At 57.7% G+C, this 24,216-nt stretch carries 22 protein-coding genes; 10 read left to right on the top strand and 12 right to left on the bottom strand.

Features of this window, described 5'->3' with window-relative positions; translation table 11 throughout:
• Positions 1–14 precede the first annotated feature (14 nt).
• A complete protein-coding gene (locus tag BMY49_RS03995; RefSeq protein ID WP_062359149.1) occupies positions 15–1,199 on the top strand; it encodes a BaiN/RdsA family NAD(P)/FAD-dependent oxidoreductase in 1,185 nt (394 codons plus the stop codon).
• A gap of 88 nt (positions 1,200–1,287) precedes the next feature.
• Here the strand turns inward: BMY49_RS03995 and BMY49_RS03990 are convergent, their stop codons facing one another.
• The 4 genes from BMY49_RS03990 to BMY49_RS03975 form a co-directional block, all read right to left on the bottom strand.
• The gene (locus BMY49_RS03990) at positions 1,288–1,587 is read right to left on the bottom strand and encodes a YqjK family protein (RefSeq protein ID WP_054640867.1); all 300 of its coding nucleotides are present in this window, start codon (positions 1,585–1,587) and stop codon (positions 1,288–1,290) included.
• Positions 1,562–1,966, bottom strand: coding sequence for a phage holin family protein (locus BMY49_RS03985; protein WP_054644976.1), 405 nt, complete (start codon positions 1,964–1,966; stop codon positions 1,562–1,564). Before BMY49_RS03985 ends, BMY49_RS03990 begins: the two co-directional genes overlap by 26 nt.
• Complete coding sequence (locus tag BMY49_RS03980) at positions 1,966–2,298, bottom strand: DUF883 family protein (RefSeq protein WP_044628207.1); 333 nt, start codon at positions 2,296–2,298, stop codon at positions 1,966–1,968. The genes BMY49_RS03985 and BMY49_RS03980 overlap by 1 nt, the downstream gene beginning before the upstream one ends.
• Positions 2,299–2,373: 75 nt before the next feature.
• Positions 2,374–3,405 carry a phospholipase A gene (locus BMY49_RS03975; RefSeq protein WP_089674927.1) on the bottom strand — a complete coding sequence of 344 codons (1,032 nt, stop codon included), beginning with the start codon at positions 3,403–3,405 and terminating at the stop codon, positions 2,374–2,376.
• Positions 3,406–3,603: 198 nt separating this feature from the next.
• Between BMY49_RS03975 and mscK the strand changes: the two genes are divergently transcribed.
• Positions 3,604–6,924, top strand: a complete 3,321-nt coding sequence (mscK, locus tag BMY49_RS03970) for a mechanosensitive channel MscK (RefSeq protein ID WP_089674926.1) — start codon at positions 3,604–3,606, stop codon at positions 6,922–6,924.
• Positions 6,925–6,927: 3 nt separating this feature from the next.
• Here the strand turns inward: mscK and BMY49_RS03965 are convergent, their stop codons facing one another.
• Complete coding sequence (locus tag BMY49_RS03965; RefSeq protein WP_058577626.1) at positions 6,928–7,680, bottom strand: TlyA family RNA methyltransferase; 753 nt, start codon at positions 7,678–7,680, stop codon at positions 6,928–6,930.
• A 589-nt stretch (positions 7,681–8,269) separates the two neighbouring features.
• On the opposite strand from BMY49_RS03965, the gene BMY49_RS03955 reads away from it, so the two are divergent.
• From BMY49_RS03955 to BMY49_RS03945, 3 genes are all read left to right on the top strand, one after another.
• Positions 8,270–8,599, top strand: coding sequence for a DUF1820 family protein (locus BMY49_RS03955; RefSeq protein ID WP_009100748.1), 330 nt, complete (start codon positions 8,270–8,272; stop codon positions 8,597–8,599).
• A gap of 85 nt (positions 8,600–8,684) precedes the next feature.
• The gene (locus tag BMY49_RS03950; protein WP_054644975.1) at positions 8,685–9,320 is read left to right on the top strand and encodes a TIGR04211 family SH3 domain-containing protein; all 636 of its coding nucleotides are present in this window, start codon (positions 8,685–8,687) and stop codon (positions 9,318–9,320) included.
• A 36-nt stretch (positions 9,321–9,356) separates the two neighbouring features.
• Positions 9,357–9,989 (top strand): thiopurine S-methyltransferase, encoded by a 633-nt coding sequence (locus BMY49_RS03945; protein WP_044628259.1) that lies wholly within the window; start codon positions 9,357–9,359, stop codon positions 9,987–9,989.
• A 9-nt stretch (positions 9,990–9,998) separates the two neighbouring features.
• Here BMY49_RS03945 and BMY49_RS03940 read toward each other — a convergent pair whose 3' ends face one another.
• The 5 genes from BMY49_RS03940 to cysP form a co-directional block, all read right to left on the bottom strand.
• A complete protein-coding gene (locus tag BMY49_RS03940) occupies positions 9,999–10,592 on the bottom strand; it encodes a YajG family lipoprotein (RefSeq protein WP_044628202.1) in 594 nt (197 codons plus the stop codon).
• Positions 10,593–10,731: 139 nt separating this feature from the next.
• Entirely contained in the window at positions 10,732–11,826 is a 1,095-nt protein-coding gene (locus BMY49_RS03935) for a sulfate/molybdate ABC transporter ATP-binding protein (protein WP_044628201.1), read from the bottom strand.
• The gene (gene cysW / locus BMY49_RS03930) at positions 11,823–12,650 is read right to left on the bottom strand and encodes a sulfate ABC transporter permease subunit CysW (protein WP_044628200.1); all 828 of its coding nucleotides are present in this window, start codon (positions 12,648–12,650) and stop codon (positions 11,823–11,825) included. The genes BMY49_RS03935 and cysW overlap by 4 nt, the downstream gene beginning before the upstream one ends.
• On the bottom strand, positions 12,650–13,504 hold the full coding sequence (gene cysT / locus BMY49_RS03925; RefSeq protein ID WP_044628199.1) for a sulfate ABC transporter permease subunit CysT: 855 nt from the start codon (positions 13,502–13,504) through the stop codon (positions 12,650–12,652). The genes cysW and cysT overlap by 1 nt, the downstream gene beginning before the upstream one ends.
• Positions 13,505–13,513: 9 nt before the next feature.
• Complete coding sequence (gene cysP, locus BMY49_RS03920) at positions 13,514–14,551, bottom strand: thiosulfate ABC transporter substrate-binding protein CysP (protein WP_044628198.1); 1,038 nt, start codon at positions 14,549–14,551, stop codon at positions 13,514–13,516.
• Between the two features lie 218 nt (positions 14,552–14,769).
• Between cysP and rpe the strand changes: the two genes are divergently transcribed.
• Positions 14,770–15,468 (top strand): ribulose-phosphate 3-epimerase, encoded by a 699-nt coding sequence (rpe, locus tag BMY49_RS03915; protein WP_044628197.1) that lies wholly within the window; start codon positions 14,770–14,772, stop codon positions 15,466–15,468.
• 183 nt (positions 15,469–15,651) lie between these two features.
• On the opposite strand, the gene BMY49_RS03910 is transcribed toward rpe, so the two are convergent.
• The gene (locus BMY49_RS03910) at positions 15,652–16,950 is read right to left on the bottom strand and encodes an NAD(P)/FAD-dependent oxidoreductase (RefSeq protein ID WP_062359145.1); all 1,299 of its coding nucleotides are present in this window, start codon (positions 16,948–16,950) and stop codon (positions 15,652–15,654) included.
• Between the two features lie 134 nt (positions 16,951–17,084).
• Here BMY49_RS03910 and BMY49_RS03905 point away from each other — a divergent pair, with 134 nt between their 5' ends.
• Positions 17,085–17,753 carry a phosphoglycolate phosphatase gene (locus BMY49_RS03905; protein WP_062359144.1) on the top strand — a complete coding sequence of 223 codons (669 nt, stop codon included), beginning with the start codon at positions 17,085–17,087 and terminating at the stop codon, positions 17,751–17,753.
• 3 nt (positions 17,754–17,756) lie between these two features.
• Here BMY49_RS03905 and BMY49_RS03900 read toward each other — a convergent pair whose 3' ends face one another.
• Positions 17,757–18,674: a metal ABC transporter solute-binding protein, Zn/Mn family gene (locus tag BMY49_RS03900; protein WP_089674925.1), complete on the bottom strand. Its 918-nt coding sequence runs from the start codon at positions 18,672–18,674 to the stop codon at positions 17,757–17,759.
• A 291-nt stretch (positions 18,675–18,965) separates the two neighbouring features.
• Here BMY49_RS03900 and BMY49_RS03895 point away from each other — a divergent pair, with 291 nt between their 5' ends.
• The 3 genes from BMY49_RS03895 (at position 18,966) to BMY49_RS03885 (ending at position 24,207) form a co-directional block, all read left to right on the top strand.
• A complete protein-coding gene (locus tag BMY49_RS03895) occupies positions 18,966–20,702 on the top strand; it encodes an NAD(P)H-dependent oxidoreductase subunit E (protein ID WP_089674924.1) in 1,737 nt (578 codons plus the stop codon).
• Positions 20,699–23,515 (top strand): formate dehydrogenase subunit alpha, encoded by a 2,817-nt coding sequence (fdhF, locus tag BMY49_RS03890; RefSeq protein WP_089674923.1) that lies wholly within the window; start codon positions 20,699–20,701, stop codon positions 23,513–23,515. Before BMY49_RS03895 ends, fdhF begins: the two co-directional genes overlap by 4 nt.
• A gap of 86 nt (positions 23,516–23,601) precedes the next feature.
• A complete protein-coding gene (locus tag BMY49_RS03885) occupies positions 23,602–24,207 on the top strand; it encodes an anthranilate synthase component II (RefSeq protein ID WP_058577632.1) in 606 nt (201 codons plus the stop codon).
• The last annotated feature ends 9 nt before the right edge of the window (positions 24,208–24,216 follow it).

The raw sequence follows: 24,216 nt of genomic DNA, 5'->3' as shown, positions 1-24,216 counted from the left end.
TGGGAGCCTCAGTTATGGTCTACGACGTCGTAGTCATTGGCGCAGGTGCCGCTGGTTTAATGTGCGCGGCACAGGCTGGCTATGCCGGGCGACGCGTTTTGGTGGTCGACCATGCGAACAAAGCGGGTAAAAAAATTCTTATGTCTGGGGGAGGCCGCTGTAACTTTACCAATCTTGATACAGCGCCTGGACACTTTTACTCTGAAAATCCTTATTTTTGCATTTCTGCATTAAAACGTTATCGCCCAGAACACTTTGTATCGCTGGTAGAAACCCATGGCGTTGAGTATGTGGAAAAAGCGCCAGGGCAGCTATTTTGCGCAGATTCCGCCAAAGAGATTGTGCGGGTACTCTTGGCCGAGTGTGAGTGGGCCGGGGCGGAGATTAAACTGAGCACATCCGTTTCTCGGCTGGAGCGGCAGGGCGAGGGCATGCGGTTGGCCACGTCTCTGGGCACGATTGATGCAGGGGTGGTGGTCGTGGCGACCGGAGGGCTTTCCATTCCTACCATGGGGGCGACCGGCTTTGGGTACGATATTGCCCGCCAGTTTGGCTTAGAGGTGCTGCCCACGCGCCCCGGCCTAGTGCCATTTACCCTAAGCGATAGCTGGAAAGAGCGGGCGGCGGGGCTTTCTGGCGTTAGCGTGCCCACGGCAGTGAGCTGCAAAGAGAAGCGCTTTGTCGAGCCGATGCTGTTTACCCATCGAGGGCTATCCGGCCCTTCTATGCTACAAATTTCCAGCGTATGGGAGCCGGGTAGCGCAATCTCCATCGACCTCTTGCCGGGCGAAGACGTGGCTGACGCGTTGCGCCATGCGCGCCAGGAAACCCCCAAAAGGCTGTTGTCGACCTGGCTAGGCGAGCGTTTCCCCAAACGCTTTGCCCAAGCGCTGCTGGAGTGGTATCCCGACTCTCACTTGGCCAGCCCGCTGGCGCAATACAGCAACGAAGCGCTCGATGCTTGGGCCCAGCGGCTTAATCAGTGGCAGCTAAAACCGGCGGGCACGGAAGGGTGGCGTACAGCAGAAGTGACCATGGGCGGCGTGAATACCGACGCCATCTCATCGAAAACCTTTGAGGTGAAGGATCTGCCGCAACTGCGCTTCATTGGTGAAGTGCTGGATGTTACGGGGCAGCTGGGTGGCTATAACTTTCAATGGGCGTGGGCGAGCGGCGTAGCCTGTGGTCAAGCGTGCTAAGCTGCCCTAACGCAGACTAAAAAGCCGCTGCGTCGAGCCGCAGCGGCTTTTTAATAGGCACTATAAAAGCATCGTGGCGATCGGTTGATTACGTCGCCACTTTGGCCAATAGCTTCAATTTCCTAAACAGCATATAGCCTGCGAGCACTTTACGACCCGCCGCCATGGCACCACCAGGGTGGCGCGCAATGCGCAGAGCAGCGATGCCACCAATAGCGTAAAGAGGCAGCTTAAAGCTTTTCCAGTGGCTATCCAGCGGTGACGAAGCGCGTAGCAGCGTGTCGCTATCGACTAAGATATCGATACGCTGTTGCTCCAGTTCCGCCAGTAGAGCTGCTTTGCGTTCTGCCCGGCTAGGTGGTTTAACGACGCTGTTGTGACGAGTCATCCTCATTCACCTCCAGCAGTGCACGGTCGGCGGCAAGCTGCTTTAACGTCTCTTTTAGCAGTGTATGGCGCTTGGCCTGACGCATAGCAATCACCGCTAGCAGTATGCTTAACGCGATGAGCACACCAGCACTGACGCTAATTGCCGTTAATCGATAAGTATCCCAGAAGAGAACCACCACCAGCGCCGTAAGCGTGGCAACGCCTAATAGCAGGAGCAGTAGACTGGCACCCGCAAGTAACAGCAAAACCAGTAAACGCGCGCGCTCCTCTTCTAGCTCTAAAACCGCCAAACGCAGGCGAGTTTCACTGTTAGCTACCAGTGATTTCAGCAGGCGTTTGGCGGCAGAAAAGACGCGTTGGGTGGGACCCAAAGCCATTAGCGACGCCCGAGCAGCATACCAACGACAAGGCCAGCAGCGGCGCCAATACCGATGCTGGTCCAGGGGTTTTCATGGACATAACGGTCACAACACGCTGCCTGTTCGGAGAGCGTTTCGCGGGTGTCTTCGTAGAAACGTTCTCCGCGGGCTTCTAGGCGAGTACGAGTATCTTTTAAACGTCGCTCGGCACGCTCACGCAGATCGCGCATTTCGCTGCTGGCGTCTTTGGAGGTTGCGTTCACCAGCTCTTCGACTGTTTCGCTGAGATGGCGCAGGTCTTCTTTCAGCTGGTCAGCGCGTGCGGAGGTATCTGTATTACGTTTTGCCATGATGTCTTCCTTTGACGAGTAAATGAGTGACGACTTCAGCATAGCAGCCGCCACCTGATAGACAACCCTTGTCGTTTAACGGTTCAGCCCGGTGGCGCTAAATAGTGGGTTAAGACTAAAACCAAGGCTTAAACGGTGCACGCGATTATCGTAATCAATCATGCTTTCACCGTAGCCATAGTAGTACTGTACATGGGCGCGCACACCGTTAAACGCTGGCCAACTATAGTCAACCTGGGTGCCGTAGTTACCCGTGCTTGGATTGCCACGCAGTTGCCCCGCGAATTCATGGTTATTTTGTAAACGCTTGGCAAGACGAATATCTCCATAGCCGACAAAACGCTCGATATCCGGGTTGTTGTCATCGCTTTCAGACTCAGGTACGCGCCAGTGAGGAGCCAGCGTTAACGCCCAGTCACCGCTCTGGAAGGTGCTCTCCAGATAGACACGATTCCAGCTACGCGAAAGCGGGTCGGAACGACCATTGGATTGGTGAATAAAAGAGATCCGGTTGCGAGTATTTACCCAGCCCAGCGCGCTCCAGGCGTTGTCGAAGTCGATAAAAACCTCAGGCTCGTAGTTGGTTTCCCGGAAAGGGGAGGAGGCGTCAGTGTTGTAGGCCTGCCACCAGCTTCGCTGAGTGTAGGCAAAATAGACGTCGCCAACGTTGCCAAAGATGTCTTCCGCCAGATTGAACTTGGCGCTGAACTGGAACTTCACTTCGTTATTGTTAGGCCCGGACGCATCGGTCACTTCACGAAAGTTGTTGGCGTCCTGGTTAGTGTTATAGCTCACCGGAAACAGGTAATTGGTACGGTGGGTGGTGATGGAAAACGGGTTACGCGACGACTCCTGCTCCCACTGGCGACGATCACTCAGGTCCTCCAGAGCAACTTCTTCCGGCAACTGCTTGGGAGGAACGCCTTGGGCTGCTTCCTCAGGTGAGTCAATTTGCTGCAGTTGCTGGCGCAGTTGATAAAGCTCGGTATTCAGTGCACGAATACGCGCTTCAATCTCTTCTTGGGTGTCGGCCTGGGCGCTCTGGCTGAGCATATCAGCACTTACCACCACCACTAGGCCGGTTAACAACAGTTTTTGGATAACCATCAACGTGGCTCACAAATTAAGGAATAAGGAAAGAGGTGCCAGCGTCGTTTCTATACATGCCGCTCGTACAAGTCAACTGTCGATATCCCGCTAGCTAACTGGATTGCGCAACGACTGCTAACCCCCGACAATGGGAATCTTGCCCGATTCGGCGGGCTTACATGTCAATGAGGCATAAGTAACGTGGTGAGAAATGCCATGAAAGCCGTCATTTGCTGCCTATACATGGTAGCGATGCTGGCCAGTCCCGCAACCGCTCAAACTATTGCGGTTGAGCGCGTCCCTCCTGAAGCAGAGCTAACTGAGCGCTTGGCGGCCATTGAGTCGCTAGATGCCGAATTAACCGCCGACCAAAAGCGTGACCAGGCGGCGCTGACCGCAGCACTGCAGGCCTATGAGCGCCTCAAGGCCATCGAAGAGCGCCAGCAGGCGTTAGAGCAGCGGGTGAATCAGGCACCAGAGTTATTGCTGCGTTTAGAGCGCGAGCTTAATGATGCCGAAGAGGAGAGCCAACAGCTTTCGGTCAATCACCTCAGTGATATGCCGTTAGAGGTATTAGAAGCCGAGCAGGCTGATGCTGTGATGGAGCTGCAGCAACTGCAGAGCCAGATGGCAGAGGTGAACTCCCAGCTGTTAGCTGCTCAGACGCTACCCGAACGGGCACAGCAGGCCATTTCCGATGCGCTACAGCGCGCGGAAACGCTACGCCGTGAGCATGATACTCGGGCTGCGCTGCTGGCGGATCGTCAGCTTTCGGCTCGCGAGGATGCACAGCTCATCCAGTGGCGCTTAGAGCGAGCGCTGGCAGAGCAAGAGGTCAGCCTGAACCAGCGTGAATTAAGTACCAACAGCCGCCTGCGTGAACTGGCTCAACAGCGCCGTGACCTGCTGGCCCTGCAGATCGATCAGCAAGAGCAGCAGCTTAGCCTGCTGCAGGGCGTGATCGACCGCCAGCGACGCCTTCAGTCTGAGCAGGCCATCGCCGACGCCGCCAAAAATGACCCGCTCATCGCGGAAGGTCATCCCGTCGTGCTGAATGCTCAGCAGGTCAATCAAACGCTAAGCCTGGAGCTGCTGCGGGCGACGGACCGTGCCAATGGCATTGTGCGTGAAAACATCGAGGCGCAGCGTCAGTTAGAGCATGTTCGCCAGCTGCAGCGCAGCCTCAATGAGCAGATGGAAGCCATTCGCGGCAGCCAGTTGCTCTCTCGTATTCTCCGCGAGCAGCGCCAGTCGCTGCCTGCCGTAGTGCCCCGGCGCGATTTGCAGGATGAGATTGCCGACCTGCGCTTGAAACAGTTCGATCTTATTCGCCAGCGCGACCAGCTCCGCCAAGGGGAGCGGTTGGCTGCCCAGCGCCTTGAAGAGGCGGGGGTCGAGGTAACTCCAGGGCTGGTGGACTCGTTGACGCGGCTTTATCAGTCCCGCCGTGAGCTGGTGGAGCAACTCGAGCAGGCCTACGGCAGCCTGTTGAGTTCAGCCATCGAGCTACAGCTCAATCATCAGCAGCTGCTCTCCACTACTCATGATCTGCGCGCCACCATTGATGAGCAGCTGTTTTGGGTGGCCAACAGCCGCCCGTTGGATGTGAACTGGCTACGTCAACTGCCCAGTTATCTCACGCAGGAGTGGCATGAAGGGGAGTGGCGCGCGGTACTGCCTACCCGCTGGCGGGGGCTCTCTTGGGATATGCTAGTAGGCGCGCCGCTGCTGTTGCTGAGCGTGGTATTGATTGCGCTGCGCGGGCGTATCAAAAAGCGACTAGCGCTGATTCATTCACAAATTGGTCGTTTGAAAAGCGATACCCAGCTACACACCCCCAAAGCGGTGTTGCTCAATGCGCTGCTAGCGCTACCCGGGCCGTTAGCACTGGCGGGTGCGGGCGTTGCCCTGCACACGGCGGAGGGTGGCCTTGCGCTGGGGTTAGCGCCTGCGCTGCTGCAGCTTGGTTTGAGCTGGTTTGTGGTAGCCCTTGGGCGGCGACTGCTGGTGCCCGACGGCGTCGCCGAGCGTCACTTTACCTGGTCACCGGCGTACAACGCGCGGCTGCGTCGCTTGTTGATTGGGCTGGGCATGGCGCTGGTACCGGTCGTGGCCATTGCGGCCATGTCCGAGCAGATGGAAACACCGCTGGCTCAGCGCCCGGTGGCGATGGCGCTGTTCATGAGCGGGCTGCTTGCGATGGCCTGGTGGCTGGCGCAGCTTATTCTTGCCCATGTGCCGATTTTTGGTGTGCGGCTTTTTAGGCTGATATTGGGTCTGGCGATGGCGGCTGTGCCCTTGGTGCTGCTTGGGTTAGTGGCATGGGGATATGAGTATACGGCGCTCAGATTAGTGGCACGCTTTGCCATTACGCTCTATTTATTGGGGCTTTGGGTGGTTGTTGAGGCGACGGTGGTGCGCAGTTTGGCAGTGGCCGCCCGTCGGTTAGCTTATCGTCGTGCGTTAGCCCGCCGCCGTGCGCAAGTACAAGAGGGTGCTGAAGGCGGGCTCGAGGTAGTCGAAGAGCCGCCGCTGGATATGGAAAAGATCAACGCTCAGTCGCTGCGGCTCTCCAAGCCGATTCTGCTGATTGGTTTCAGTGCGCTGCTCTATTTGGTGTGGTCGGATCTGCTCTCGGTATTGGGTTACTTGGACCAGGTATCGCTTTGGGACGCGGGCGAAGGCGATCTGGTCGATGATGCTCTCTCCATTTCGGATTTTTTTACGGCGCTGCTGGTAGTGGCTGTCACGTTCATCATGGCGAGGAACCTGCCAGGACTACTCGAAGTCATGGTGCTCTCTCGCTTGGCGCTCAAGCAGGGCAGCGCTTATGCGATTAGCTCACTGCTCTCTTACACCATCGTAGGCACCGGGATCGTTATGTCGCTGGCGACCTTGGGGGTCTCTTGGGACAAGCTGCAGTGGCTGGTGGCGGCGCTGAGTGTGGGTTTGGGGTTTGGCTTGCAAGAGATCTTTGCCAACTTCATTTCGGGATTGATCATTCTGTTCGAGCGCCCCATTCGTATCGGCGACACCATTACGCTAGGGAACCTTCACGGCACGGTCAGCCGGATTCGCATTCGGGCGACCACGGTGACCGACTTCGACCGCAAAGAGATCATCATTCCCAACAAAACGTTCGTGACCGACCAACTGATCAACTGGTCGCTCTCCGATAACGTGACCCGCGTGGTGCTCACCTACGGCGTCTCCCACGGTTCGGATTTACCACTCGTGCATAGACTGTTACGTCAGGCTGCCGATGAGAACGCACGCGTATTGGATGACCCGGAGCCGCAGGTGTTCTGCTTGAGCTATGGGCCTCACAGCCTCAATTTCGAACTGCGTATTTTCGTCAATGACTTGTTAGACCGCCTGTTTGCGGCCGATGAGGTGAATTGCCGGGTGGATGAGCTGTTCAAGGAGGCGGGAGTGAAGATCGCCTTTGAACAGCTGGATGTTTGGCTGCATCCTGAGCAAGGGGAGTCGGTGAAAGTGCAGTCCAAGCCGACCCTCCCGCCTGCTTCGTTGAGCTAACCGCTAGGGCTTGCTGGCGAGAAGAAGAAACTCCCGATTGCCGTCGCTGCCGGTAATCGGGCTCTCTTGCCAGTGACTGATAACGAGGCCGCACTGCTCGCAGGCGGTGCGTATTTTTTGCTCCACCTCTGCGTAGCGACGAGGGTCGCGCACGACGCCGCGTTTATCCAGCGCACCGGGGTCTAGCTCAAACTGTGGTTTTACCAGCGAAAGCAGCTGCCCGCTAGGCGGCAGTAGGGCGGCAATCTCAGGCAGAATCAGCGTCTGGGATATAAACGATACATCCATCACCGCAAGATCAATCGGCCGTTCGGCAAGCGTGCTCAAAAGTGCCTCTGAGGTGCTCATATGACGGGCATTGAGGCCTTCCAGGCAGGTTACTCGTGGGTCGCTGCGTAAGTGGCTGGCAAGCTGGTCGTGGCCGACTTCCACGCCTACTACATGGCGTGCGCCAAATTGCAGCGCGCAGTCAGTAAACCCGCCTGTGGACTGGCCAATATCCAGCACGCCTTTATCCTCTAAGCGCATGGCTAACGCCTGTAGAACGCCTTCTAGCTTTAGCCCTGCGCGTGAGGCATAGCGCTCTTCTGGGTCCTCCTCCACGCGGAGTGGGGCATTGGTCGGCCATTTTTCAGAGGGTTTGCTCAGCAAGGTGCCGTCGCTTAAAAAAACGCGCCCGTTTTTGATCAGCCGTTGGGCACGGGTACGAGAACTGGCCAGTCCTTGGCTGACCAGTAATTGATCGAGTCGTATCATCTTGGTCGTATCTGTAGTGTTTGGGAGGCCCCGTATTACTGGGGCCATTAGTCGGCCTGCAGCTCAGTAGGGGAAGCGTGTGGCTCCCCAGCTACGGTGCAGAAAGCCCTTAACGCGCTCTAGTTCTTCATCGGTCACCGTGGCCAGCTCGCCTCTTTCTAGAGGGGCGTAGTGGTAGATATAGAGCCGCGAAGTGAACTGCTCAAATGGCAGAGAGGCTTCGCCAAAGCGCTCGCCGTTGCCGGACGTGCTAGCTCGTTGAACTTGGCATCTTCAGGTGAAGAGACCTCTTGGTGGTTTGTCACATAGACTCCTTACCCTTGCCGTAGCGGGGATTATACATAGAAGTCGAGATCCTCTTGGCGTTTTAAAAGATCACGGATGGTATGCGCGTCCTCACCTTTAAAGTAGATCAAGCCCCAGTGGGTACCATACACAATAGGCGCTACCACCGGCTAATTAGTGGCCTGTGAGGCTGTCAAATAAGGAAAGCGCCGTTTTCGATGATGTCTGCTAAAGGGGCAACCCCGGAGTATGGTAGGCTAGGCGCGGTAACGTTACCTTCAAGTGGCAAGAGGATTAGGCCAAGATGGCGGCCAAGCCGATCTACCGTGTGGTGGTTCACCAGCAGGGTGAAATTTGGGATTTATACGTCAGAGAGATCTTTCAGAGCGAACTCTGGGGCTTTATTGAAGTCGAGGAGTTTGTCTTTGACGATGCGTCGCGAGTGGTGGTGGATCCAGGAGCGGAAAAACTGCAGCGAACCTTTGAGGGTGTGAAGCGTAGTTACCTGCCTCTTAACGCCATTGTGCGGATTGATGAGGTAGAGCGTGAAGGCCCCCTGAAGGCCGTGAAAAGTGATGCTCGCGTCGCAGAGTTTCCTCGTCCCTTCCCGTTACCGCCCCGCGGGGAAGGGTAAGCGCTTTAGACACGCGCAACGCTTTGAGCGATACGCGCGGTGGCTTCGTCGGCCATGCGCGTTTTTATGATCAGGACATGACGTCATGCAAGTAGATAAATTTCGCAGTAATTGTTATGCCGCCGCAGTTGGCGTGCTGCTAAGCATGAGCAGCCAAGCGGCATTCGCTCAATCCGATAACCAAGCCTGGGTCAGCGATGAGCTAAGTACCTACGTGCGCAGTGGGCCGACAGATGGTTATCGCATTGTGGGAACGCTCAATGCAGGCGAGCAGGTGGAAGTGCTGGAAACCAGCGGTGATTACACCCGGGTGCGCAGCAATAGCGGCGATACGGTGTGGGTTTTGAGCAATGAGCTTCAGCAAACGCCTAGTGCTCGTCAGCAATTGCCCGAGCTGCAGGCCCAGGTGGAAGAGCTGACCCAAGAGCTTGACGGTATCAACGATACCTGGGAGCAGCGGGTCTCTTCCATGACCGCCACGCTTGATGTTCGCGAGCAGCGCATCGCAGACCTGGAAGCGAGGAACCTTGAGCTGGATAACGAGGCAGAGCAGTCACGCCAACAGGTGCGAGCGCTGCAGGCACGTCTGGACACTCAAGAGGAAGACTTGCTGATGCGCTACTTTATGTACGGTGGCGGTGTGGCGGGCGCTGGCCTGCTGGTGGGGCTGATTGTGCCGCACTTGCCGCGCCGTCGTAAAAAGCGTGACCGCTGGTTCTAAACAGTTAGGTTTTTAGGATAGTAAGAGGGCATGTCCATGGAGAATTCCTGGCGGCAGCGTTGGCAAGAGGGACGGATAGGCTTTCACCTGGAGGAGACCCACCCGGCACTGTTGAAGTATTGGCCAACGCTAGGCGTGCCCTCTGGAGCCAAGGTGTTGGTGCCGCTATGTGGGAAGAGCTTAGATATGCGCTGGCTCGCGGACCAAGGGCACCCGGTGTTGGGCATAGAGCTTGCCCCGGAGGCTATCGAGCAATTTTTGGCCCAGCGTAGTGGCGGTATCTCTCGTTATACTCAGGCAGGCTTTGAGGTGTGCCGGCAGGGTAACATCGAGCTCTGGTGCGGTGACTTCTTTCACCTGCATATTCAGCAGGCGGCTGAAGTGGAGGCTTTTTACGATCGTGCATCGCTGATTGCGCTGCCACCGGCTACCCGCGAACGCTACGCTTTCCACTTGGCTCAGTTGGTGCCACCGGGAGCGAAAGGGCTGCTGGTGGGGTTAACCCACGCCGATGGCGATGCCGGGCCGCCATTTAGCGTGCCGGATGAGGAAATTGAGCGCCTGATGGCGCCCAATTTCCGCATAGAGCGGTTAGCGCACCTGCCCGCCGATGCCCGTGGCCGAAGTGAAAGCATCTGGGCGCTTGAGCGGCGCGGGCCACGGGTTTAATTATCCCCCTTAACGGGCGAGAAGCCGACCCAGCTCTGGGTCGCTGAATGCCCGGTTTAGGCCATCGCTAAGCAAGTCGTTCAACATCCGCGTATTGGCATCTTCACCCGGTTTAAGCGCATAACCTTGGGTGCGACGTGACGTATATGTCCCGGTATACGTCGTGCCCTGGTTCTGCGCGATGGCCCGGAAAACCCCTTCAATGCGCGCTTCATCAATTAGCGGCTGCCCGCTGTCGCCACGGCCATAGTGCAAGCTGGCAAGTTCCAGAGTCAGGCTGGGGCGGCCTTGGGCGGCTTCGCGGGTAGGGGTAAACCCCATATCGCGTGCGGCACGCTCCGCTTCGGCCTGTAGGCGCGGAATCAATTCATGGCTGCTTACTATAATCTGCGCCGTCGACATGTTGCCGCCCGTGCGCGTACCAATGACTTCACTCGGCCGGGCGTCGACGGCCACCACGGTCACTTGCTGACCCGAGCCGGTTTGCGGCACGTTAGCGCTACGGGTGGGGTTTAGCTGTAGGTATTGAGGACTTGCACAGCCTGCCAGCAATAGGGTGGTTAACAACGCACCAGACGCGCGTAAAAAGTGACGCCGACGCATAAAACTCTCCGCAATCATTGTGGTTAAACGATAAACATACCTGTCGCAACAAGGTATTAAAAAGCAAAGCGTTAAGAAACAAGGCATTGCAATAATCGCGGCAGTATAGCGTTGTGCTAGCCTGCCGCGCTAGCAGTCCCTAAGCCACTCGTGCCTGCTGCTCAGGTGTTTTAGCGTCTTCTTTAAAGCGATGCCACTGGCGCGGGTGAGCAAACAAGCGCTGCCCCCGGCGCATGTGCAGTCGCTCGAAATCGGCGTGGCGAACGGTGGCTAGCCACGGTTTTGCCAGCCAGTCGGCCTCTAGCTCTACGCGTACTTCGGCACCGACCGGGGAGATAGCGGTAATCGTCACCGGCAGGTGGCTTTCAGCGCTGGGTTCTTCCGCCAGGCGCACCTCATGGGGGCGCAGCAGCAGCTCTTCATCGCCATCGGGTAAGTCCACGTTGAGGTGCGCATCGCCGCAGGTCAGCACGCCATCGCGAACGCGGCCCTCTAGGTGGTTCACATCACCCAAAAACTCAAATACAAAGCGGTTCTTCGGTGCGCGGTAGAGCGTATCCGGCGTGTCGATTTGCTCGATACGGCCGTTACTCATCACCACCACACGGTCAGAAAGCTCCAGCGCTTCTTCCTGGTCGTGGGTGACGAACACACTGGTAAAGTTCAATTCGTCGTGCAGGCGGCGCAGCCAGCGGCGAAGGTCTTGGCGAACCTTGGCATCCAGGGCGCCAAACGGCTCGTCTAGCAGCAGGACGTCAGGCTCTACAGCAAGTGCGCGAGCCAGCGATACGCGCTGCTGTTGCCCACCCGAGAGCTGGGCAGGCAAGCGGTTGGCTAAGTGCTGTAGCTGCACCATCTCAAGGAGCCTGAAGACTCGCGCCCGAATTTCACCGTTGGAGGGGCGGCGCTTTTTCGGCATCACCGTAAGGCCAAACGCCACGTTGTCATAAACGCTCATATGGCGAAACAGGGCGTAGTGCTGAAAAACAAAGCCGATGCGGCGGTCGCGCACATGCACGTTGGTGACATCGCGGTCGCCAAATAGAATCTTGCCGGGCTGCGGAGAGCGGTCGGCGTTCTCTAGGCCAGCAATGATACGCAGCAGGGTGGTTTTTCCCGAACCGGAAGGACCTAGCAAGCCCACCAATTCACCTTCGTGAATGTCCAGGTTGATGGGCTCAAGCGCCTGGGTGTTGGCAAAGTGCTTGGCAATATTCTGTAAGCGAATACTCATGTGTATGCCTCCCGGCGCGATGCGCGCCATTCAAGGCCTGCCTTGGCCGCAAGAGTTAACAGGGCAATCAGGGCCAGCAGGGCGGCGCTCGCAAACGCACCCACGGCGTTGTAATCCTGATAGAGCTGCTCAAGGTGCAGCGGTAGCGTATTGGTTTGCCCACGAATGGCCCCTGAGACAACCGAGACCGCGCCAAATTCACCCACCGCGCGGGCGTTGGTAAGGATGATGCCGTAGAGCAGTGCCCAGCGAATGTTGGGCAGCGTGACCCGCCAAAACGTTGTCCAGCCAGAAGCGCCCAGCGTTACGGCGGCTTCTTCTTCCCGTGAGCCTTGGGCCTGCATAAGCGGGATTAATTCACGCGCCACAAACGGGCAGGTGACGAAGATGGTGACCATCAAAATGCCCGGCCAGGCAAACATCAGCTGAATATCGTGGCTATCTAACCATCCGCCAATCCAGCCGTTGCGGCCATACAGCAGTAGATAAATTAAGCCAGCGACCACAGGAGAAACGGCAAACGGAATATCAATCAGCGTTTGCAGAATGCGCCGCCCTGGGAAGCTAAAGCGCGTCACCAGCCACGCTAGCGCGACGCCAAATACCAAGCAAATGGGGATGGTCATTAACGCAATGACCAACGTAAGGCCAATGGCGTGCAGGGTGAACGCATTGCTCACGTTCTCCCAAAATACCATGACGCCCTGGGAGAACGCCTGAGCAAAAATAGCCACCAGCGGCAGCAGCAGAAATAGCGCAGACAGCAGTAGGGCTGCGCCAATTAATAAGCGCCGCACTAAAGGCGCATCACCAATCCGGCGCATTATCCTTTACCTCCATGCAGACGACGCACAAAGCGGCCCTGCCAGATATTGATGGCGAGCAGCAGCGCCAGCGAGACAAACAGCACCACCGAGGCAATGGCAGACGCCCCGGCGTAGTCATACTCCTGCAGTTTGACGAAGATCATCAGCGCGGTAATTTCGGTTTCATAGGGCATATTGCCTGCGATAAAAATAATCGCCCCGAACTCACCTAATGAGCGTACGAAGGCAAGCCCGGTGCCGGTGACGAGCGCTGGCCAAAGGTGCGGCATAATCACTCGGCGAAACGCCACGCCATCGGTGGCGCCCAGGGACATCGCGGCTTCGTCCACTTCGGCAGGCAAATCTTCCAGCACCGGCTGCACCGTGCGCACCACAAAGGGAATACTGGTGAAGGCCATCGCCAGGGCAATCCCCACCCAGGTGTAAGCGACCTGAAGCCCCATGGGCTCGATGATGTTGCCGACCCAGCCATTGCCCGCATAGAGCGTCGCCAGAGTAATGCCCGCAACGGCGGTGGGCAGGGCAAAAGGCAGATCCATCAAAGCATCGAGTAGGCGTTTGCCAGGGAATTCATAGCGCACCAGCACCCATGCCAGCAGTAGGCCAAACACTGCGTTCACCAGCGCCGCCACGGCTGCCGCGCCGATGGTGACCATATAGCTGGCGACGACGCGACCTTCGGTGATGATGGCAAAGTACTCGGCCAGGCTTAGTTCAGAAAGCTGGCCAAACAGCCCGGTAATGGGGAGTAGCAGTACCAGCGAAATAAATAGCACGCTGATACCCATAGATAGGCCAAAACCCGGCAGCACACGCGTGCTGCCGGATCGCCAAAATGCTAATTGGCTCATGGGGTTCCGTTAACGACGTTGCAGTTGATCAAGCAGAGCACCGCCTTCGAAGTGGTTCTCCATCGCTTCTTCCCAGCTGCCGAACACGGTTTCGACTTCAAATAGCTCGGTGTCGGGGAACTGGTCGGCAAACTCTTCTACCACAGTGTCGTTATGGACACGGTAGTTAAAGCCTGCCAGCTGACGCTGGGCATCTTCGCTGTAGAGATACTCTAGGTAGCTTTGGGCTAAGTCGCTGTTGCCGTTACGTTCGGCGTTTTCACCCACCACCGCGACCGGGAATTCCGCCAGAATGCTCACCGGCGGGACGATTACTTCGTAGTCATCGCTGCCGTATTCGCTGCGGATGTTGTTCACTTCAGACTCAAAGCTGATCAGTACGTCGCCAATGCCGCGCTCGATAAAGCTGGTTGTGGCACCGCGACCGCCGGTGTCGAACACCGCTACGTTGCGCAGGAAGGTGCGCATGAAGTCTTGGATCTTCTCTTCATCGCCGTCGAATTCATTCTCGGCGAAGCCCCAGGCAGCCAGGTACGTGTAGCGGCCGTTACCGGAGGTTTTCGGGTTCGGGAAGACCATTTGTACGTCTTCTTTAACGAGGTCATCCCAGCTTTCGATGCCTTTCGGGTTGCCTTTGCGCACAAGGAAAGCGGTGGTGGAGTAGTAGGGCGAAGCGTTGTTCTCAAACGCATCCTGCCAATCCTCAGCCACCAAGCCTGCATCGGCTAGTGCTTGAACGTCGGTGACTTGGTTAAACGTCACTACGTCCGCACGTAGGCCCTGCATAATGGCGCGCGCCTGGGCAGAGGAGCCACCGTGGGACTGGCTGATAGCGATCTCTTCGCCATGCTCCTCTTCCCACCACGCCTGGAACTCCGGGTTAATCGCGGCGAACAGCTCGCGGGCGATGTCATAGGAGGAGTTCAGTAGCTCGCGCTCCTGGGCGACGGCGGCGCTGGAGAAGGTCATGCCAGAAACGACGGTGCCAACGGCAACGGCCAGTAGGCTACGGCGAAGGCCAGTACGGAATGCAGAGGATAGCGTCATTGCAGACTCCTTAATTCTGGGGGCGATTTAGTCGCGATGTCGCTAAGGTTAAACCTAGGATTGTGGAATTACAATTGTGTTTTATATTCTATTTGGAAATATCTGTTTAAGGATATGCACTGACGGCAAGCGTGCTGCATGGCCGTCATGTGTAATAGGGCTTCGTGTGTGGCTCTGGTAAGATGGCCCCTTTATTTTTATTACCTGAGGACCCCTTCATGAGCGCTGCACAGGATTTTTTGATTGCCCCTTCGATACTCTCCGCTAACTTTGCGCGGCTGGGCGAGGAGGTTGATAACGTGCTGGCGGCCGGCGCCGATGTGGTTCATTTCGACGTCATGGACAACCATTACGTGCCGAACCTGACTATTGGGCCGATGGTATGTAAGGCGCTGCGCGACCATGGTGTGACGGCACCCATTGATGTGCACCTGATGGTGAAGCCGGTGGATCGCATGATTAGCGATTTTATTGATGCCGGGGCCAGCTACATTACCTTTCACCCCGAAGCATCCGAGCATATTGATCGTGCGCTGCAGCTGATTCGTGATGGTGGTTGTAAAGCGGGGCTGGTGTTTAACCCGGCCACGCCGCTTTCGTATCTTGATTACGTGATGGATAAGGTTGATATGGTGCTGCTGATGAGCGTCAACCCCGGCTTTGGCGGCCAGTCGTTTATCCCCGGCACGCTGAACAAGCTGCGTGAGGCACGTGCGCGTATCGACGCTTCGGGCTTGCCCATTCGCTTGGAGATTGATGGTGGCGTCAAAGTCGACAATATCGCGGATATCGCCGCCGCCGGTGCCGATACCTTTGTAGCGGGTTCAGCGATCTTTAACGCCCACCAGGCAAGCGACCCCCACGGCTACGACAGCGTGATTCAGCAGATGCGCGCGGAGCTGGCCAAGGTTCGCTGATAGTTATCGGGTTTACCTACCCGTTATGCTGAGTAAGCCTGAGTGGGAGGCCGCTTTAGCGGGCGAATGGCGCCGCTAGGCGCCTTAGCAGAGCCCCCGTCGCGAGCTGAAGCTCCCTCCCATGACCGCTAACTATGCTTAACTGAATGGTATTAGGGTAGATCTCCCGCCCTTTGCATGTCTTTAGTGAAGTTTCATGCGTGGTTTGAGGTAGCGGTTTAATTTATCCACCAACCAGGCAAGCCCGGTTTTTGGCGCACCGTGAATAGAGAGTTGATGCATGCGGTAGAGCGATGCATAGGCTTGGCGCGCCAGCCAGCCCTCCAGAAAAAGCCCGCGAGAGGCGGAGCTGCGCATGAGGTTACCTACCGCGTCGTAACGGGCCAGGGATACAAGCGAGCCGTGATCGCGATAGTGAAATTCGCGCAGCGGCTTCTTCTCCAGGCAATGCTCCAGGTTTTTAGCCAATAGCTTGGCCTGCTGATGGGCGGCCTGAGCGCGAGGCGGCACCGTTGCATTATCGCCTTGGGGGCAGCAAGCGCAGTCGCCCATTGCAAAAATATGCGGGTCGTCTACGCTCTGCAGTGTCTGCTTGACGTTGATCTGGTTGCGCTTGTTGGTGCTTAAGCCCAGCTCAGTAAGAAACGGCGGCGCTTTAATGCCAGCGGCCCATACGTTGAGATCGGTTTCGATCACCTCACCGTCGCCTGTGACCAGCTGATACTCCTGAGCTTCTTGAATTGCCGTGCCCACATGTACGGTGACCCCCATACTCTCCAGCTCTTGCTGAACGGTTTGGCTGATGCGCTCAGATAAACCGGGGAGCAGACGCGGTGCCGCTTCAATCAAATGCACGCTAATGGTTTGGTGATCAACAGCCGTGACGCCGTAGGCATTGAGCAGGCGCGAGGCGTCGAGCAGTTCGGCCGAAAGCTCCACCCCCGTTGCACCGCCGCCGACAATGCCAATGGTGAGCTGGGTGTTCTGACGCAGCTTGGGGTCGGTATAGCGCAGGAAGGTATTGATCATGTCCCGCTGGAAGGCTTTGGCCTGCTGGGGAGAGTCAATAAAGTGGCAGTGCTCTGCGACTCCCTTGGTACCAAAATCATTCGAGATACTGCCAAGTGACAGTACTAAATAGTCATAAGTGAGCTGGCGGGCGGGCAGTACCTCCACGCCATCTTCATCTTCAATAGGTGCCAGGTGAATGACCTTCTGTTCCCGATCAAGACCGTTGAGCGAGCCGCGCTGGTAGCGGTAGTAGTGGGCTGAGGAGTGCCCGCGATAATCCACTTCATCCATGCTGGAGTTTAGCACCCCGGTGGCTAGCTCATGCAGCAGCGGCTTCCATACGTGGGTGGCGTTGCGGTCAAGCAGGACAATCTCAGCGCGCTTTTTTTTACCTAGCGTGTGTCCAAGACGGGTGGCTAGGGCTAGCCCGCCCGCGCCGCCGCCCACAATCACAATTCGGGGAATGGCCATTACTCTCTCCTTGTCAAATATAGCCACAGCATAGAACTTTATGCGGTGTATGACGAAGAACTAAGTAGGTAAGATGATCAAATTAATCGACACTGTTGCCAACTAGCAGCCTAAGCACATAAGTGAGGCCACGCGTGCATACCATTTTGCAAGCAAAGCGGTTAATCGCCTTTGATTTAGACGGCACGTTAATCGACTCAGTGCCCGATTTGGCCGTTGGCGTGCAGCGGGCGCTGCAAGAAGTTGGGCTGGCGCAGCCGAGTGAAGATCAGGTGCGCGATTGGGTCGGCAACGGCGCACAGGTACTGGTAGAGCGAGCGCTGTCCTGGGCACTCAACGCCACACCGGAGGCAGCGTTGCAACAAAACGCCTACGAAGCGTTTATGCGCCATTACGGGGCCGCACCCAATGCATTAACCAAACTCTACCCGGGTGCCTTTGAGGCGCTTCATGCGCTGCATGAGGCGGGTTTTGTGCTGGCCTTGATTACCAATAAACCCGAGCGGTTCATTGCGCCTATTTTAAGCCACTTTGGTGTGCTGGCGCTGTTCACGTCTACCGTGGGCGGCGACTCGCTGGCCGAGAAAAAACCCAGCCCGTTGCCGCTTCTGCATGTTGCCCATACGCTGGATATTGCCCCCTCGGCGAGCGTGATGGTGGGGGACTCTCGCCATGATATCGCGGCGGGTAAGGCGGCGGGCTTTACGACGGTGGCACTGCCATATGGCTATAACCACGGCGACCCCATCGAGCAGAGCCACCCGGACCTGATAGTGGCATCGCTTCGCGAGCTGGTTAGCTAGCGCCTACTCCTCGGCCCTGGCACCTCCCAGCGCTTCATGCAACAGCTCGGCATTGTGGCGCAGCATCGCCGGGTAGTTGTAGGCGGGGCCATCGCTATCACTCAGCGTATCCACATAGAGCGGGCCTGCTAGCGCAAGACCAGCCTCTCGCGCTAGGGCATCCATATGGATATAAGGTGTCGTGCTTTCATAAAACAGCGCGGGCGGACGTTTGTCGGTTAAGCGTTTGCTCATGATTTCCATAGCCTGGGCGCTGCCCAGTGTCTCGCTGCCTAGGCCCCAAATCGCGGCATACTCAAAGCCGTAAGCGTGGGCAAAATAGCCAAAAGCCGCTTCACTGGTAGTGAGTATACGATTGGTTTGTGGAATCCCCTCCAGGCGCTCTTGTATCTGCTGGTCGAGTAGGGCAAGCGCCTCCCTGGCTTGCACCGCTCGAGCCTGAAAAGCGGCTGCTTTGTCGGGATAGCGTACGCTTAGGGTGTGAGTGATTACCTCGATATAAGCGGCAGCCCCTTTTGGGTCCATCCACATATGGGGGTCCGGATTGCCTTTATGCTGACCCACTGGAATCGTCAGCGGCGCATAGTTGGCGCTTTCGGCCAGAGCCATTAGCGTTAGCGTTTCGTTGGCCATCGCTTCTACATGACGGATCCATGGCTCTAGCCCGTGGCCGTTGTAAAACACAATATCGGCTTCTTCCACTGCAAGTACGTTAGGGGGCGTCAGCTCCCAGCGGTGAACATCATCGCCCACCGGTACAATCGTCGTGATGCTGATATCATCGCCTGCGACACGCTTGACTAAATCTTCGATGACCGAAAACGACGCTATCACTTTAATCGAAGTGGCCGCGAATGCCTGGGGGGTGATGAATGTCGCCACTAATAAGAGCGTGATTATCCAGGGTGCCCGCTTGTCCATACCACGCTCCTAACCTATTAAAATGACGGCAAATCATAAAGAGTGTCCTGCTTTGTTGCTAGAGCCATTGCCGCGCTTTGCTTTAGAGCAAAGCGTAGTGCCAACTCCTGCAAACGAAGTGGTTTCACCCACGCCTGTTAACCTCTATGCTTTAAAAAAATGCCGCTTAATAACGACATGGTGGACAAAATAGCTACTATCTATGTTCGCCTAGCCCTAAGCCTAGTCCTCTTTTGACAAGCGTAGCTTTTTTTAAATCACTCTTTTGAACAGCTTTCTGGATAGCGTGTCATGACCTCTCAAAATGGTATGTCCTCTCGCCGCCGCGGGTACCCTAAAGGGCGTGATGTAGCGCCTGTCGCACTGGCGGCGCTGCGTGACCTGTTAGGCGATGAGCGCCAGACGCCAAGCCTGAAGCGTCGCGACCTGTTGATAGAGCATCTACACGCCATTCAGGATGCCCACGGCCACTTATCGCTTGTGGAACTGCGCGCCCTGGCAGCCTATATGAACCTGCCCATGGCAGCGGTGTACGAGACGGCGACGTTCTATGCCCATTTCGATGTGGTGCACGACCACCAAGCGCCCCCGCCGGATACCACAATTCGCGTCTGTGATTCTCTTTCCTGCCAATTAGCGGGGGCCAGTGCGCTACACAAAGCGTTGGAAGCCCGCGTCGATCCTGACTGTGTACGGGTGATTCGTGCGCCCTGCATGGGCCGCTGCGATAGCGCGCCGGTGGCAGAAGTGGGCCATCACCATGTGCTGTATGCCACCGCAGAAGGCGTCGAAGCCGTGGTGGATACCGGCCACTTTCATCCTGAAGCGATTTTGTGGCAGCGGCTTGACGCCTATCAGCAGGCAGGTGGTTATCAGTTACTGGCCCATGTGAGCAGCGGTAAGATCAGCATTGATGAGGTGCTGCAGGCACTTGAAGCGTCGGGCCTGCGAGGCTTGGGAGGCGCGGGCTTCCCTACGTTTAAAAAGTGGCAGGCGGTGCGCCAAGCCGCCGGGCCGCGCTACTGCGTGATTAACGCTGATGAGGGCGAGCCGGGGACGTTTAAAGATCGCTATCACTTAGAGCGTGCGCCACATCAGTTTCTTGAGGGCGCGCTGGTCAGCGCTTGGGCGATAGAGGCCGAGGCGCTCTATATCTATCTGCGCGACGAATACCCCGGCCTGCACCGCGTGCTCCATGAAGCGATTGCGGAGCTTGAGCAGGCGGGCATCGTCGCGCCTGGATTCATCATCATGCGCCGGGGTGCGGGCGCTTATATCTGCGGTGAGGAGTCGGCGCTGATCGAGTCCTTGGAAGGCAAGCCCGGCAAGCCGCGCCACCGCCCGCCTTACGTAGCCCAGCAGGGGCTGTTGGGCCGCCCCACGCTGGTCAATAACGTTGAAACCGTTTATTGGATTCCTGCCATTTGGCACAAAGGGGCTGAGTGGTTTGCTGGGCATGGGCGCAATGGTCGACGAGGCCTGCGCAGTTTTTCTGTCTCCGGGCGAGTGAACAAGCCCGGCGTGTACTTGGCGCCAGCAGGCATCACGCTGCGCGAGTTGATAGAGGAGTATGCGGGCGGCATGGCGGAAGGGCATACGCTGGTCGCTTATCTGCCCGGCGGCGCCTCGGGTGGCATTCTGCCCGCCAGTAAAGCCGATGTGCCGCTGGATTTCGACACGCTGCAGGCGCACGGCAGTTTTATTGGGTCAGCGGCGATTATCGTGCTCTCTGAGCAAGACAATCTTCAGGCGGTGGCCACCAACCTGCTGGCTTTTTTTGCCGATGAATCCTGCGGGCAGTGTACGCCTTGCCGGGTAGGCAGCGAGAAAATGCTCAGCTTGCTAGAGCAACCCACATGGGATGTGCAGGCGCTCACTCGGCTGGCGCAGGTGATGCAGGACGCCTCGATTTGCGGCCTGGGGCAAGCGGCTCCAAATCCTGTATTGGGGCTACTCAAGGATTTCCGCCCTGCGCTCGCGCAACAGCAGATTATCGTCAGCGATGCCGCTGAAGGGAGTGCACCATGACCGCTTCGTTCACTATTGTCTTGGATGATCAAGAAGTCACTGCCTACCCCGGAGAAACCCTTTGGCAGGTGGCCAAGCGTGCCGGAGAGACTATTCCCCACCTCTGTTTTAAAGATGCCCCCGGCTACCGCGCCGATGGCAACTGCCGTGCCTGTATGGTGGAAGTGGAAGGCGAGCGAGTGCTGGCTGCAAGCTGTATCCGCGAGGTCAAACCCGGCATGGTGGTAAGCAGCGCCCACTCGCCCCGTGCCACACAAGCGCGTGAAACGGTATTGGAACTGCTGATGGCCGACCAGCCCAGCCGCGCCCAAAGCCCTGACCGCTCCAGCCACTTCTGGGAAGTAGCCGACCAGTTAGCGGTCGACGAAGCGGCCGTTAAGTCGTGGCTACCGCCACGCCGTAAAGCAGCCGTCAACCATGCAGCGGCTGCGCCAAAGGTGAGCCAGCCAGATACCAGCCACCCGGCGATGCACGTTAACTTGGACGCCTGCATTACCTGCAACCTGTGCGTGCGCGCCTGCCGCGAGGTGCAGAGTAACGATGTCATCGGCATGGCGCAGCGGGGCGCCGCCGCCACCGTGGTATTCGATTTTGCCGACCCGATGGGCCAAAGCACCTGCGTTGGTTGCGGCGAGTGCGTGCAGGCGTGCCCTACCGGCGCGTTGATGCCCGCCACCGTGGTCAATGCCGCAGGTCAGGGCGATTCTCAAAGCCAGCGGCAGGTGGATTCCGTGTGCCCCTACTGCGGGGTGGGCTGCCAGCTGACGTACCATATTAACGACGATGCCCTGGCCTATGTGGAAGGACGCAATGGCCCCGCTAACCAGAACCGCCTGTGCGTGAAAGGCCGGTTTGGGTTTGATTACGTGAGCCACCCGACACGCCTGACCAAGCCGCTGATACGCTTACCGGGTATTCCTAAGGCGCTCGACTCTACCTTTGACCCTGCCAATCCATTTAGCCACTTCCGCGAAGCCAGCTGGGACGAAGCGCTGGAAATCGCGGCGGGTGGCCTAATGGCGATTAAGCAGGCGCAAGGCCCCAAAGCATTGGCGGGCTTTGGCAGTGCCAAATGCTCTAACGAAGAGGCGTGGCTGTTCCAGAAGTTGGTGCGTACCGGTTTTGGCAGCAATAACGTGGATCACTGCACGCGGCTTTGCCATGCCAGCTCCGTTGCGGCGCTGATGGAGTGCTTAGGCTCTGGCGCGGTGACCGCTTCGTTTATGCAGGCGCTGGAGGCTGATGTGGTGATCCTTACCGGCTGCAACCCGGCAGTGAATCACCCCGTGGCGGCGACGTTCTTCAAGCAGGCAGCCAAGCGGGGTACTGAGATCATCATTCTCGACCCTCGCGGGCAGTCGCTGGACGCTTACGCCAGCATGAGTGTGCGCTTTACACCGGGGGCAGACGTGTCGCTGTTCAACGCGTTGCTCCACGTGATCATCGAGGAAGGCCTGTATAACCAAGCCTACATCGACGCCCACACCGAAGGCTTTGAAGCGCTCAAGCAGAGCGTGACTCACAGCACACCGGACGCCATGAGCGCGCTGTGCGGCGTAGCCCCCGACACTATTCGTGAGGTGGCGCGCCGCTACGCCAACGCCGAGAAAGCGATGATTTTCTGGGGCATGGGTATTTCTCAGCACACCCACGGTACCGACAATGCCCGCTGTTTGATTTCGCTGGCACTGGCCTGCGGCCATACCGGTCGCCCCGGCACGGGCTTGCACCCGCTGCGCGGCCAAAATAACGTGCAGGGTGCCTCGGATGCGGGGCTGATTCCCATGGTGCTGCCGGACTACCAGCCAGTAGGCGATAGCCAGCTACGCGCCGCGTTTGAAGAGCTATGGAACACGCCGCTGAGCGATGAGCCTGGGCTGACGGTGGTGGAAGTGATGAATGCGATTCACGCAGGCGAGGTGCGCGGTATGTACATTGTGGGTGAAAACCCAGCGATGTCTGACCCGGATCTTACCCACGCCCGCGCCGCGCTGGGTAAGCTTGAACATTTGGTGGTGCAGGATCTGTTTATCACCGAAACCGCTCAGTTCGCCGACGTGATTCTGCCTGCTTCTGCGTGGCCCGAAAAAGACGGCACCGTGACCAACACTAACCGCCAAGTACAGCTGGGCAGGGCGGCATTACCGCTGCCAGGAGAAGCTAAGCCGGACTGGTGGATCATCCAAGAGATCGCTAACCGCTTTGGGCTGGGTTGGCGCTATCAACACCCGCAAGAAGTGTTTGCCGAAATGCAGCAGGGCATGCACTCGTTCAACCACATTAGCTGGGAGCGGCTAGCGCGGGAGAACTCCGTCACGTACCCCTGCCCAGCCGAGGATGCCCCTGGCCAGGACGTGGTCTTTAGCGACACATTTCCGCGCGCTGGCGGGCTGGCTAAATTCGCCCCCACGCGCCCGCTACCGCCGGACGAGCCGGTGGATGATGATTACCCCACGGTACTGACCACCGGTCGCCAGTTGGAGCATTGGCATACGGGCTCCATGACGCGGCGTGCCCAGGTCCTCGACGCCCTAGAGCCAGAGGCGGTTGCCAGTCTCTCACCGGGCGAACTCAACCGCCTGGGGGTGGCGCCGGGCGAGAAGCTCACCATAACCACGCGGCGTGGAACGATTACGCTGACCGCCCGAGTGGACGATAAAATCCCCGATGGGATGGTGTTTGTGCCGTTTGCCTATGCCGAGGCCGCCGCCAATCTGCTCACCAACCCGGCCCTGGACCCCTACGGCAAAATACCCGAGTTCAAGTACGCCGCCTGCCGACTGGAGCGGGCAGCAGTGTCGCAGCCCCACTAAGCGTGTGCTGCCCCTGCAAGGAGCGTCTGGGTTGGGGTATCATCTAGCCTGTGCGGTTTTATTTATGTGATGGAGTAAGCGGGGCGATGGCGCAAGCGCAGGCAGTGCAACGGGTGTTGATGCTGGATAATTACGACAGCTTCACGTTTAACATCGTCCAGTACCTTAGTGAACTGAATGCCGAGGTGGTGACCTACCGCAACGATGAGATTACCCTGGAGCAAATGCACGCCCTGGCGCCTACCCATCTGGTGATTTCGCCCGGCCCGTGTACGCCCAACGAGGCGGGCATTTCGCTAGCGGCCATCGAGCATTTTGCGGGCAAACTGCCTATTTTGGGCGTTTGCCTGGGGCATCAGGCCATCGGCCAAGTGTACGGCGGCAAAGTGGTGCGGGCACCCCAGGTGATGCACGGTAAAACCTCGGCCGTGGTACACCGTGGGCAGGGCGTGTTCAGCGGGCTGGAAAACCCGCTGGAAGTGACGCGGTATCACTCATTGGTGGTTGAGCAGGAGAGCCTGCCCGACTGCTTGGAAGTGACCGCCTGGACCGCCGAGGATGACGTAACGCCCGGGCTGATCATGGGCTTTCGTCATCGTACCCTTGATGTGGAAGGGGTACAGTTTCACCCTGAGTCGATACTCACGCGCCAGGGCCATGCGTTATTGGCCAATTTTTTACAACGCGGCTGATCGCCAAAT

It is taken from the genome of Vreelandella aquamarina, assembly GCF_900110265.1.
Classification (GTDB): domain Bacteria; phylum Pseudomonadota; class Gammaproteobacteria; order Pseudomonadales; family Halomonadaceae; genus Vreelandella; species Vreelandella aquamarina.
This window is presented reverse-complemented; position numbering and strand designations above follow the sequence as displayed.

What these genes read in the sequence shown, in the direction of transcription:
- BMY49_RS03995 (WP_062359149.1), top strand. Translation starts at nt 15, where the DNA reads ATGGTCTACGACGTCGTAGTCATTGGCGCAGGTGCCGCTGGTTTAATG.
- BMY49_RS03990 (WP_054640867.1), bottom strand. Translation starts at nt 1,587, where the DNA reads ATGACTCGTCACAACAGCGTCGTTAAACCACCTAGCCGGGCAGAACGC.
- BMY49_RS03985 (WP_054644976.1), bottom strand. Translation starts at nt 1,966, where the DNA reads ATGGCTTTGGGTCCCACCCAACGCGTCTTTTCTGCCGCCAAACGCCTG.
- BMY49_RS03980 (WP_044628207.1), bottom strand. Translation starts at nt 2,298, where the DNA reads ATGGCAAAACGTAATACAGATACCTCCGCACGCGCTGACCAGCTGAAA.
- BMY49_RS03975 (WP_089674927.1), bottom strand. Translation starts at nt 3,405, where the DNA reads ATGGTTATCCAAAAACTGTTGTTAACCGGCCTAGTGGTGGTGGTAAGT.
- mscK (WP_089674926.1), top strand. Translation starts at nt 3,604, where the DNA reads ATGAAAGCCGTCATTTGCTGCCTATACATGGTAGCGATGCTGGCCAGT.
- BMY49_RS03965 (WP_058577626.1), bottom strand. Translation starts at nt 7,680, where the DNA reads ATGATACGACTCGATCAATTACTGGTCAGCCAAGGACTGGCCAGTTCT.
- BMY49_RS03955 (WP_009100748.1), top strand. Translation starts at nt 8,270, where the DNA reads ATGGCGGCCAAGCCGATCTACCGTGTGGTGGTTCACCAGCAGGGTGAA.
- BMY49_RS03950 (WP_054644975.1), top strand. Translation starts at nt 8,685, where the DNA reads ATGCAAGTAGATAAATTTCGCAGTAATTGTTATGCCGCCGCAGTTGGC.
- BMY49_RS03945 (WP_044628259.1), top strand. Translation starts at nt 9,357, where the DNA reads ATGGAGAATTCCTGGCGGCAGCGTTGGCAAGAGGGACGGATAGGCTTT.
- BMY49_RS03940 (WP_044628202.1), bottom strand. Translation starts at nt 10,592, where the DNA reads ATGCGTCGGCGTCACTTTTTACGCGCGTCTGGTGCGTTGTTAACCACC.
- BMY49_RS03935 (WP_044628201.1), bottom strand. Translation starts at nt 11,826, where the DNA reads ATGAGTATTCGCTTACAGAATATTGCCAAGCACTTTGCCAACACCCAG.
- cysW (WP_044628200.1), bottom strand. Translation starts at nt 12,650, where the DNA reads ATGCGCCGGATTGGTGATGCGCCTTTAGTGCGGCGCTTATTAATTGGC.
- cysT (WP_044628199.1), bottom strand. Translation starts at nt 13,504, where the DNA reads ATGAGCCAATTAGCATTTTGGCGATCCGGCAGCACGCGTGTGCTGCCG.
- cysP (WP_044628198.1), bottom strand. Translation starts at nt 14,551, where the DNA reads ATGACGCTATCCTCTGCATTCCGTACTGGCCTTCGCCGTAGCCTACTG.
- rpe (WP_044628197.1), top strand. Translation starts at nt 14,770, where the DNA reads ATGAGCGCTGCACAGGATTTTTTGATTGCCCCTTCGATACTCTCCGCT.
- BMY49_RS03910 (WP_062359145.1), bottom strand. Translation starts at nt 16,950, where the DNA reads ATGGCCATTCCCCGAATTGTGATTGTGGGCGGCGGCGCGGGCGGGCTA.
- BMY49_RS03900 (WP_089674925.1), bottom strand. Translation starts at nt 18,674, where the DNA reads ATGGACAAGCGGGCACCCTGGATAATCACGCTCTTATTAGTGGCGACA.
- BMY49_RS03895 (WP_089674924.1), top strand. Translation starts at nt 18,966, where the DNA reads ATGACCTCTCAAAATGGTATGTCCTCTCGCCGCCGCGGGTACCCTAAA.
- fdhF (WP_089674923.1), top strand. Translation starts at nt 20,699, where the DNA reads ATGACCGCTTCGTTCACTATTGTCTTGGATGATCAAGAAGTCACTGCC.
- BMY49_RS03885 (WP_058577632.1), top strand. Translation starts at nt 23,602, where the DNA reads ATGGCGCAAGCGCAGGCAGTGCAACGGGTGTTGATGCTGGATAATTAC.